We start from the raw sequence: 10,035 nt of genomic DNA on the forward strand, positions 1-10,035 counted from the left end.
AGAAAGTGCTCAAAAAGTTGTGGATGAAATTGCAACAAATAAAGGGAAAGCATTCGCTATAAAGGCAAATGTTGCCAAGTTTGAAGACGTGGAAAATTTAATAAATACCACTGTTGAAAAGTTTGGCAGCTTAGATGTAATTGTAAATAATGCCGGAATTGGCCCAAATTTATTAAAAACGCACGAGTCACTTTTAAAGATTGGGACAGGGTAATTGCTGTAAATCAGACAGGTGTTTTTTATTGCATGAAAGTAGCTTTGCAGCAATTTTTGAAGCAAGGTTACGGAAATATTGTAAATATTGCTTCTTTGGCAGGTTTAAAGGCATCACCAAGTAACATCAGTTATAGCGCAAGTAAATTTGCAGTGGTTGGAATGACGAAGTCTGCAGCAATGGAATATGCAACGAAAAACATTAGAGTAAATGCAGTGTGTCCTGGGTATACAGAATCGGCTTTATTAGATCAATTGCTAAACGCAAAACCAGAAATGGATGCTGTTTTAAAAAGTGTCATTCCGATGAAACGGTACGGGAAAACATCAGAAATTGCAGAAGCAGTAGTCTGGTTGGCTTCGGATAGTACAAAGTTTATTACAGGTCAAACAATTACTTTAGATGGAGGAACATCGCTTTAAAGAGTGGATAATAATCCGTAAATTTGTGAGGTAAAAATCAACATAAAATTAAAATTTAGAAATTATGAAAAAATGGTTAATTCCGGTAATAATAATAATTGTAATAATATTCGGATTTTATAATTTTGGAAAAGGCTTTAATAACACAGCAGTTGTTTTGCAAGAAGACGCAAAAACGACTTGGTCTAACGTAGAAAGTTCTTATCAACGTAGAAACGATTTAATTGGCAACTTGGTAAAAATTGTACAAGGAGCTGCAGACTTTGAGAGAAACACGTTAACAGAAGTGATTGAAGCAAGAGCGAAAGCAACGTCTACAACTATTGATGCAAATAATTTATCACCAGAAAACATGGCGCAATTTCAACAAGCGCAAAGTGGTTTAACTGGCGCGATGTCTAAATTATTAGTTTCTGTAGAGCGGTATCCTGATTTAAAAGCAAACGCAAATTTTTTGGAATTACAAAGTCAATATGAAGGCAGTGAAAACCGTATAAATGTTGCCAGAGATCGTTTTAACGAAGGTGTGAATAATTATAATAAACATATTAAAGTATTCCCAAATTCATTTTTAGCAGGTTTGTTTAATTTTGATGAAATGAATCGCTATACAGCGGACGCAGGTTCTGAGAAAGCACCAGATGCTAGTTTCGATTTTAATAAGAAAAAATAATAAATATGTCTAAAGTAGAAGCTTTTCTTACTAAAGAAGAAGAACAAGAAATTATTTCTGCTATTAGAACTGCAGAGAAAAATACTTCTGGTGAAATACGAATTCATATGGAATCTTCCACGAAAAAGGTTCATTATGAGCGGGCGCTAGAAGTATTTCAGCTCTTAGAAATGCACAACACAAAAGACGCTAATGCCGTGTTAATTTATGTTGCTGTAGCTGATAAAAAGTTTGTTATTTATGGTGATACAGGGATTAATAACGTGGTGCCAAAAGATTTTTGGGATACCACTAAAGATGTAATGCAAAACCATTTTAAAACAGGTAATTTTAAACAAGGAATTGTTGACGGAATTTTAAAAGCCGGTGAAGAATTACGCGATCATTTTCCATATCAAAAAGATGACGAAAACGAACTTTCAAATGAAATTTCTAAAGGATGAGTTTAAAAAAAGTTTTCAGTTTTCAGTTTTCAGTTTTTAGTAAAAGTCTTGTAATACTGGTGTTTTTAGTGTCACAAAATATTTTTTCTCAGGGATATGAAATTCCGGAGAAACCAAAATTTCAAACAAGTGTTTACGATTTCACGACTCCAAAATTACTTACAGATTTTCAAAAAACAAGTTTAGAAAATAAATTAGTTCGGTATTCAGACTCTACCTCAACTCAAATTGTGGTTGCAATTATCGCATCCACCGAAGGTGAAAATATTAATTATTTAGCCGCCAATTGGGGAGAAAAATGGGGAATTGGTCAAGCCAAAGAGGACAACGGTATTTTATTTTTATTAGCTAAAGACGATAGAAAAATTGCAATTCAGGTTGGTAAAGGTGTCGAGTATTTAGTAACCGATTTTCTATCAAAAAGAATTATTGAAAGAGTCATTATCCCGGAATTCAAAAAAGGAGATTATTATAGCGGTTTAGACAAAGGATCTGACTATATATTTAAAACTCTGAATGGCGAGTTTGAAGGTTCTCGTAAAGAAGAGTCTAAAGGTTCTGATTTTTCAACCATCATTTTTATTATAATCATAGGCGTATTTTTTCTTTTAGTTTCTAGAGGGAATAAAAATAATAAAGGCGGACGAAATAATCGAACAGGTTCTTTATCTAGCACTGTTTTTGACGCTATACTTTTAAGTAGTTTAGGCAGATCTGGTGGAGGTTTTGGTGGCTCGTCTGGCGGGGGAAGTAGTGGTGGATTTGGTGGTGGCTTCGGTGGAGGAAGTTTTGGCGGTGGCGGTGCTTCTGGTGGCTGGTAAATAAGCCCATTTTAACCTTGCTAACTTAAAGAAATAGACAACTTGTGTAATTTTAATTTAGATGTTGAAAAAAATAGTTTACTCATTCATTTTTTTTCTATTGATAAGCTGTCAAAATTTTGGACAATTAAATATACTCGCAGATTTACCAAATGAATTAAAAGAAGTTTCTGGGACAGAAGTTTTAAGGAATTCCAATATTATTTGGATGATTAATGATGGAGGAAACAAATCAACATTATTCGGAGTTTCTGAAAAAGGAAAAATAAAAAAAGAAATTGAGATAAAGGCTAAAAATACAGATTGGGAAGACTTAACGACCGATGAAAAAGGCACTATTTATATTGGTAATTTTGGAAATAATACAAACAGTAGAAAGAATTTAAGAATACTAAAAATGATAAAAAGTATTTAAGGAAAAAAAAGCAGAGGTCGAAGAAATTAAAATTGAGTATGAAGATCAGTATGATTTTCCTCCAAAAAAGAAAGAGCTATTTTTTGATGCAGAGGCATTTTTCTATTTTAAAAAGAACTTTTATATTTTTACTAAAAGCAGAGTAGAGGATAGATACGGTAAAACTTCTTTGTATAAAGTCATGGCAGAAGAAGGGAAACACACCGCTAAATTAATTGGCGAATTTGAAAATTGTAACGATATAGAATGTTGGATAACTTCTGCTGATATTTCTTCGGATGGAAAAAAAGTGGTGCTTTTATCGCAAAAAAATGTTTTAGTTTTTACTGATTTTAAAGGTGATAACTTTTTATCAGGAAAGGTAAAAAAAATTGAGTTAAAATATGAATCTCAGAAAGAAGGAATCTGTTTTAAAGATGGCAATACATTACTAATTACCGATGAAAAATCTCATGGAGAAGGCGGAAATTTGTATGAACTAAAAATTGATGTGGACAATTAAAATAATGGCATACAAATGAAAGAAAAATCAAAAAAAACAGCGGAATTAGATGATTATTTAGACAATCATTATATCCATAGAAGTAATTGGTTAAGAGCCGCGGTTCTTGGCGCTAATGATGGCATTTTATCAACGGCAAGTTTAGCAATTGGTGTTGCTGCTGCAACTGATTTAAGAGAGCCTATTATTTTGGCAACTTTAGCAGGATTAGTTGCGGGTGCATTATCAATGGCTGCTGGCGAATACGTATCTGTAAGTTCACAAACCGATGTTGAAAATGCGGATATAGAAAGAGAAAGATTAGAATTAGAAGAAATGCCAGAATTAGAATTGCAACGTTTGGCGGATATTTATGAACAGAGAGGATTAAAAAAAGAAACGGCTTTAATTGTCGCTAAAGAATTGACAGAAAAAGATGCGTTGGCTGCGCATGTTAGAGATGAATTAGGCATAAATGAAATGAATCAGGCAAATCCTATTCAGGCTGCATTGGCATCTGGTGCTGCATTTACGATTGGAGGATTGCTTCCGTTTTTAGTCACACTTTTTCTTCCATTAAATAGTATGGAATATTCTATTTATGGTTTTGCTACGGTCTTTTTAATAATTTTAGGCGCATTAGCGGCGAAAGCAGGTGGTTCAAAAATAGGAATTGCAGTTTTAAGAATTACTTTTTGGGAACGGTTGCAATGGGCTTAACGGCTGCAGTTGGTTATATATTTAATGTGAATGTAGTATAAAATAATGGAGATTATCTACCTTATTTAAAGTTGATCTGTGGATAGAATATATTATTTTAATCGCTGCACTTTAACGATTAAACTGCAAATTTGTAAATTAAAAGTGCCCAACCAGCAACCAAAAACAAACCTCCTAAAGGTGTGATTGGTCCTAGAAATTTTATTTTTTTATTATTTGCTGATGAAAGTACCAAGCCATAAATAGAGAAAGAAAATAACAAGGTTCCTATAATAAAAGCGTAGATAATGCAGTTGTCAAGGGAAGCATTTAGCTCTAAATTAAATCCTAAAATAAGTAAAACAATGGCGTGATACATTTGATATTTTACGCCAGTTTCAAAACTTTGTAATTGATCTGAAGTTAGTTTTTTCTTTAACAAATGCGCTCCAAAAGCCCAAATATTACTGCAGTGCACCCAAGTAAGGAACCGAAAATTAATGCTTTTTGTATCATATAAATTATTAAAAAGTAAAGCCGAAAGTAAAAGCAACTCTTAAACCTTCATCGCTATTAAATGTGGAAATATTTCCAGAAATCATATTTGCTGCGTTAAAGAAAACTCCGCCTCCAATAGAAGTATTAAATTTACTATTTTTAAAAGTTGAATTCTGTTGACCCCAAACAGTTCCGTAGTCAAATCCTCCAAATATACCAACATTTAAAGGAATTAAACTTGTTTTAAAACGTCGTAAATTTAAACGAATATCAGAACTGTGGTAAAAGGAGTTTTTATCAGTAAAACGCTGATTTCTAAACCCTCTTAACCCATCATTTCCACCAATGCTTGCTGCTTGATAAAATTGATACGAATTACCAAAAGTATAATGAGATTTTAATTTAGTTGCGAATACTAATTGTCCGCTAGGAATTAATTTGTGTTGAAATGATATAGAAGGAATTAAATACCCGAAATCACCATTATTATTTAAGCTTGAAGTATAACCAGCTATTAATTCCGTTTTCATTCCCATTGTTGAAAAAGCACTGTTATCTGTGTTTTCAAAATGATAACTAGCTTCTGTATTGATGAATTTCTGAGTATCAAAAATAGCATTATTAGCGCTGAATTCATCGGAAACGAATCTGCCAAGAGTATTATCAACTTTAAATGTTTGATAATTAATGGCTAGTTTTATTTCTGCATCTAAATCACTTTTCCATTTTATAAAGCTACCTGCAATAAACTTGCTGATTTTTACTCTATTATAATCTTCTTCTTCTAAATCATCTGCTTCAAGATTTATAGAGTTATTGCCGAAACCAAAATAGTTTACTGCAAAATTCGGACTTGTAAAAGTTGCGTCTACTCCTAAATTCCAACTGCCAAAAACGTTTGCGATTTCAGAGGCATAATTAAACTCAAAACCATTGGTTGCAAAATAGTATGAAGCATTTAAAGTGTGTTGAGTTGTAAACGGGTTTCTTTCAAAACCATAAACTGTGTATGTGTTAGAAAACCCAAGTTTTATGCCATCATCTGGATTGTAACCAATAGTTGGTGTTAGTATATTTTGATTGTTTTTGAGCTTCTTATAATCATATACATTTGTTTTATAATCATCTGTTAATTTTATTCTTGTATTTTTAGTTTTAAAAGTGTTTTTCTTGGTTTATAATCGTAAATAATTACCTGTTTACCATTTTTAACTTTGTAGATATCATTGTTTTGTCCGCCAATAAGTCTTAGTTTTATTAGCTTTCTTCCATCACCTTTTACCACAAAAACATCATCATCATCTAAGCCATAGATCCAAATTTCTTTGGTTTCAGATTCATTATAAATTCGTTGATGAAAAATAGCATCTTTGTCTCCATTTATTATTCGATAACCTGTAATTTTTGTTTGTCCATTTTGTAATCTTTCAATTTCAAACCAATCATCTTTTTGAGTTCCTCTAATAATTTGAAACTTATTTATATGATAAAAATAAGCATCAGAAATTTTCTGTAAATTGTGCCTTCTTCCTTGTAATTTTTTCTTTATTTCTTGTATTGTTTCATCTTTTACTTCATCAGGAAATTCTGTAAAAGCATCGTCAATTACAGCATCGGTTATATTGTCGATGATCAATTTAACTTGCTTATCCCAAACAATTTTTGTAGACATAGATATTAAAAACATGTCTAAAGGATATGGTTCTAAATTAAACCATTTCGGACTTTTTAATTCTTCTTTATAAGACCTCATTAAACGTAAAGAAGGTACTAATTTTGTTGCTATATGTAACAAAGCTCCATCTCCAAAAATAGAAAATGCTTGATCTCGATCTCTTGGAACTGGTCTGTAAATTGTTTGATTATTTTCTTTAAAAACGGCCCACCTCCACTGATCTTCATGTCGGTCCCAATCTCCAATTAACATATCAAATAAACGTGCTTTTATATACGCTTCTTCATCTAAAACATGATGCTCGTCCTTATTTAATTTTTTAATAAATCGTCTGTACTTACTAATTCATCAGAAAAACCAAAGCTAGCTTTATCTCCATGACCAGAATCTGTGCGTTCTTCAATCATATATAATTCATTGCCAAAATCATCATTAAACTGCTTCAAACTAGGTTGTTTTGGCACATAATACAACACAGGATTTGTATGATAAAGGCCAATAGCATCAGACAATTTTCCAATAGTAAAAGGGGCATAAGGATGTGAGCCTGTAAAAACATCTGACAATAAATTTTCTGCTGCAGTATCATCAAATTGAGCTCCTATATACTGATCTTTAAAAGCCACGGCTTGCAAATATTGCACAGCATTTTTACGCAAAGCGCGCATTACATATTCGCGCCCTTTTTATCTTTTAATCGTAAAGATTTCGATTGATGGCCGCCACCTTTTCTAACTGGTTTTAATCCGCCAAAAAGCGTATCTAAATCAACTGTTGGTGCGTTTACTTTTGTGCCAAAATATTTTCGATATCGTTCTCCCCATAAATAACGATACAGTTTACTTTTTGTGATTTCTTCTTGCGTATAAATTGATGCTTTTTTTTCTGTTATACCCTGCAAAGGAAATGTTGTAAAATTTTTCTTTTCATCTTCTGATAAAACTTGGCTTTGATACACTATTTTATCATCTTTTACAGTATGAAAACTTACGGTTGATGAACCATCTTTATAGACATCTAATTTAGCAAAACCTTGCGCACCATAAGTAAATTTCGCGCCTCCAGATAATTTTGTAGCGGTTGTTTTAGAACCAGAACCACTAACAATTTGAGGAATATTATCTTGAATGATATACTGCAAATTATGATCATGACCAGAAACAAAAATGGTTTTATCATTTTCTTGTGCCAGTGTTACAATGCGTTTTTTAAGTGCATTGTATTTTTTATTTTGGATGTCTGTATTGGAAAGACCAGATGTTTGTCTTATTAAATTTTTTAGAGAACCTAAAATTGGCAAAGGATTCATATGGCTAGCAAACGAATATTTTCCTCCATGAGAACCATTGGTAAACATTGGATGATGCATAGCAATAATGGTCGTTTTTCCTCTTGATTTTTTAATTAAACCTTCAAACTCATCAAAGAATTTTGTTCTTGTTTTTATTTCGCATTTATCATTTATAGTTGGGTGGTTGTCCCAATTTGTTAAATACCAATGCGTATCTACAATAATTAAAACGATGTTCTTAGAAATATCTACGGATTCTAAAGGGCAGCCATTTTGGGGAAAGAAGGATTTCTTTCCTAATGCTTTTTCTACTAATTCTTCTCTCTTTTTAAGCCATCTAGACCGTTATACCAATCATGATTTCCAGGGATAAAAATGGAATTCCCTTTAAATTTTTTCGCAACATCGGTTTGCGCTTCTAACCTTCTTTTTGCTAGTTTATATTTTTTAGATTTTTTTTCTTCGGAATTCCCGTCTCATAAACATTGTCACCTAAAAAAATTAAAGTTGACTTTTGAGATACGTTTTTTGTTTCTTTTTAAATATTTTAAAGCAGGTGAATCTTTTTTAAAGTTGAATTCCCAGCATCACCAATTAAATAAAAAGTATATTCAATTTCGGCAGTGCTTTCTTTAGGTTCAAAAAATTGATTTTCAGCAACTTGTAGTTTCATTGTAGCGCAAGCCGAAACCAAGAAAAGGATAGCTAAAAAGAATAATTTTTTAAGTAACTTCATAAATGCTAAATTAACTATTTGGCTAAGTTCTAAAAAGCATATTTTTATAGCTATTTCTTTGAATTGTATCCAGACTTGATTAGAAGCTAATGCAATACTAGCAAGTGTTGCCATTTTATTGGTCTTATTTTTTTTTCTAGTACCAAAAACCAGTTAAATAATTTTGCAGATATTTAGTTGCTACACCATTAAAGGATTCCATAAATTTCCTCAATCTCATATCCATATTATTCACATCTGAACATGATATATTTTATCAACTGTTTTCTGTCCTTTTGATGCGTTGAACTTCTTATGAATAATTGTATTAGATTTTGCAAAGGCAGCATAACTTCTATGACTGTCACTGCAAAGTACTGTTGCTTATCGAGCTTACCTTGATACACCTTGTTTAGGTCTTTTTACTAATTCGTCCTGTTGTAACCACTTCAAAATCCTTATTTCCAGAACGATCGCAGGTAGCAATTACGGCTACTTTTCATTAGATATACCTGCTTTGCTAGCTTTTTCTCCTCGTTTCTTAGGTTTTCTTTCTAAAGTACGATTCCCCTTTTTCCTGAATTGGAAAAAACAAATCATCACTCTCTACAATACCTTCAAATTCGGATACTGAAACGCTAGAAAATGAGTTAATAATTTATGACGCCAATCAAATGAGGTCTGAATTGAGATTCCTGTTTCCTTTGCACTTTTTCTAATACTATAGCCCCGATAGTAAACAATAAAGATACTTGTTAATCTTGTCTTTCTTTTTTAATGCAAACCAAAATTTCCCTGTCGTTTCACTAAAGTTTTTACCACAACCATTACACAATAGCGTTGTACGCCTTTTAATGTACCGTTTGCACGTATGCGTTCGCTTTTACAATGAGGACAAGTAACTGCTTTCGTTCTTTATCTTCTTCTAAATGTGAACCCGATGTTGATAAAGACAGTAAAGAGTTTACAATACTTGTTGGATAATTAAGCTACTCTCAAAAAATAATCTCTAAAATCAGATGTATCATAAATGTTCTTTTTGCTAAGATAACACATATTTAATTTAGAACTTAGCCACTATTTTTAAATAACTCTAAGTCTTCTTTGGTATCTATATCAAAGAAGTTTGTGGATGATTCCGACAAACTACTCGTTTTTCTTTGGTGATAAACTCTTTTGCCTTTATCACCTTTATCAATAGTAATTCAGGAAAATATTTTAGGAAAATAGCAGGACTCCTAATTTATTTCCATAGTTAGATGCATAATATATATCCTTATGTCTTTAAATAAAACAAGTAAGGATTCTAAATAAGCAATTTCAATGGCGGTTGATCTGCTAATAAAATGTAGATTCCGTCAAATTTAACGCCTCTTTTTAAAATATTGAATCCCAGAAATAATACTAGAACTCAACCTTCTCATATTTGGTTCTCATAAATTGGATATTTTTGAATGATTTTGCTTTATTTAGCAGCATTTGCCCTAAAACACAATAATTCATCAGAAAAATACATTTTAATTTCTCTAAAGTGATGTCTAAAAGTTTTTTGTTATTTTTCAAGCGTTTTATGCATTCATTCTTGACGATTTTCCAGCAGCTAAAACTAATACAGCAATATTTTCATTTAAAGAGTATGAATTTTACCATTGATTTCGCGCAAAGAAAAAGGTCTTTTTTCTAATTAC

The 10,035-nt window shown here is 31.9% G+C and carries 12 protein-coding genes and 3 pseudogenes; 8 read left to right on the forward strand and 7 right to left on the reverse strand.

Annotation, left to right across the window (positions count from 1 at the left end):
* The 8 genes and pseudogenes from BST83_RS21020 to BST83_RS01725 form a co-directional block, all read left to right on the forward strand.
* A partial coding sequence (locus tag BST83_RS21020; RefSeq protein WP_254712437.1) for an SDR family NAD(P)-dependent oxidoreductase occupies positions 1-214 on the forward strand: 214 nt, incomplete at its 5' end.
* Positions 214-636 carry an SDR family NAD(P)-dependent oxidoreductase gene (locus BST83_RS01700; RefSeq protein WP_254712438.1) on the forward strand — a complete coding sequence of 141 codons (423 nt, stop codon included), beginning with the start codon at positions 214-216 and terminating at the stop codon, positions 634-636. The genes BST83_RS21020 and BST83_RS01700, both read left to right, overlap by 1 nt.
* Before the next feature lie 64 nt (positions 637-700).
* Positions 701-1,309, forward strand: coding sequence for a LemA family protein (locus tag BST83_RS01705; protein ID WP_104808316.1), 609 nt, complete (start codon positions 701-703; stop codon positions 1,307-1,309).
* Between the two features lie 5 nt (positions 1,310-1,314).
* Entirely contained in the window at positions 1,315-1,752 is a 438-nt protein-coding gene (locus BST83_RS01710; RefSeq protein ID WP_104808317.1) for a TPM domain-containing protein, read from the forward strand.
* A complete protein-coding gene (locus tag BST83_RS01715) occupies positions 1,749-2,573 on the forward strand; it encodes a TPM domain-containing protein (RefSeq protein WP_104808318.1) in 825 nt (274 codons plus the stop codon). The genes BST83_RS01710 and BST83_RS01715 overlap by 4 nt, the downstream gene beginning before the upstream one ends.
* A 100-nt stretch (positions 2,574-2,673) precedes the next feature.
* Positions 2,674-2,988, forward strand: a complete 315-nt coding sequence (locus BST83_RS20285; RefSeq protein WP_240614603.1) for a hypothetical protein — start codon at positions 2,674-2,676, stop codon at positions 2,986-2,988.
* Between the two features lie 181 nt (positions 2,989-3,169).
* A complete protein-coding gene (locus BST83_RS20290) occupies positions 3,170-3,490 on the forward strand; it encodes a hypothetical protein (RefSeq protein ID WP_240614604.1) in 321 nt (106 codons plus the stop codon).
* Positions 3,491-3,505: 15 nt separating this feature from the next.
* Positions 3,506-4,230: pseudogene (locus BST83_RS01725) on the forward strand (VIT1/CCC1 transporter family protein).
* Positions 4,231-4,307: 77 nt separating this feature from the next.
* On the opposite strand, the pseudogene BST83_RS01730 reads toward BST83_RS01725, so the two are convergent.
* From BST83_RS01730 to BST83_RS21675, 7 genes and pseudogenes are all read right to left on the reverse strand, one after another.
* Positions 4,308-4,684, reverse strand: a pseudogene (locus tag BST83_RS01730) (DUF423 domain-containing protein).
* An 8-nt stretch (positions 4,685-4,692) separates the two neighbouring features.
* On the reverse strand, positions 4,693-5,196 hold the full coding sequence (locus tag BST83_RS21270; RefSeq protein ID WP_367889123.1) for a ShlB/FhaC/HecB family hemolysin secretion/activation protein: 504 nt from the start codon (positions 5,194-5,196) through the stop codon (positions 4,693-4,695).
* A gap of 605 nt (positions 5,197-5,801) precedes the next feature.
* Positions 5,802-6,593: a hypothetical protein gene (locus BST83_RS21275; RefSeq protein ID WP_367889124.1), complete on the reverse strand. Its 792-nt coding sequence runs from the start codon at positions 6,591-6,593 to the stop codon at positions 5,802-5,804.
* Positions 6,594-6,652: 59 nt separating this feature from the next.
* Entirely contained in the window at positions 6,653-7,000 is a 348-nt protein-coding gene (locus BST83_RS21280; RefSeq protein ID WP_367889125.1) for a hypothetical protein, read from the reverse strand.
* 8 nt (positions 7,001-7,008) lie between these two features.
* The gene (locus BST83_RS21285; RefSeq protein WP_367889126.1) at positions 7,009-7,710 is read right to left on the reverse strand and encodes a metallophosphoesterase family protein; all 702 of its coding nucleotides are present in this window, start codon (positions 7,708-7,710) and stop codon (positions 7,009-7,011) included.
* A 469-nt stretch (positions 7,711-8,179) separates the two neighbouring features.
* Positions 8,180-8,482 carry a hypothetical protein gene (locus tag BST83_RS21290; protein ID WP_367889127.1) on the reverse strand — a complete coding sequence of 101 codons (303 nt, stop codon included), beginning with the start codon at positions 8,480-8,482 and terminating at the stop codon, positions 8,180-8,182.
* Between the two features lie 639 nt (positions 8,483-9,121).
* A pseudogene (locus tag BST83_RS21675) lies at positions 9,122-9,241 on the reverse strand (hypothetical protein); the annotation flags it as partial.
* Between the last annotated feature and the right edge of the window lie 794 nt (positions 9,242-10,035).

This window comes from Polaribacter filamentus (assembly GCF_002943715.1).
In the GTDB taxonomy this organism is placed as follows: domain Bacteria; phylum Bacteroidota; class Bacteroidia; order Flavobacteriales; family Flavobacteriaceae; genus Polaribacter; species Polaribacter filamentus.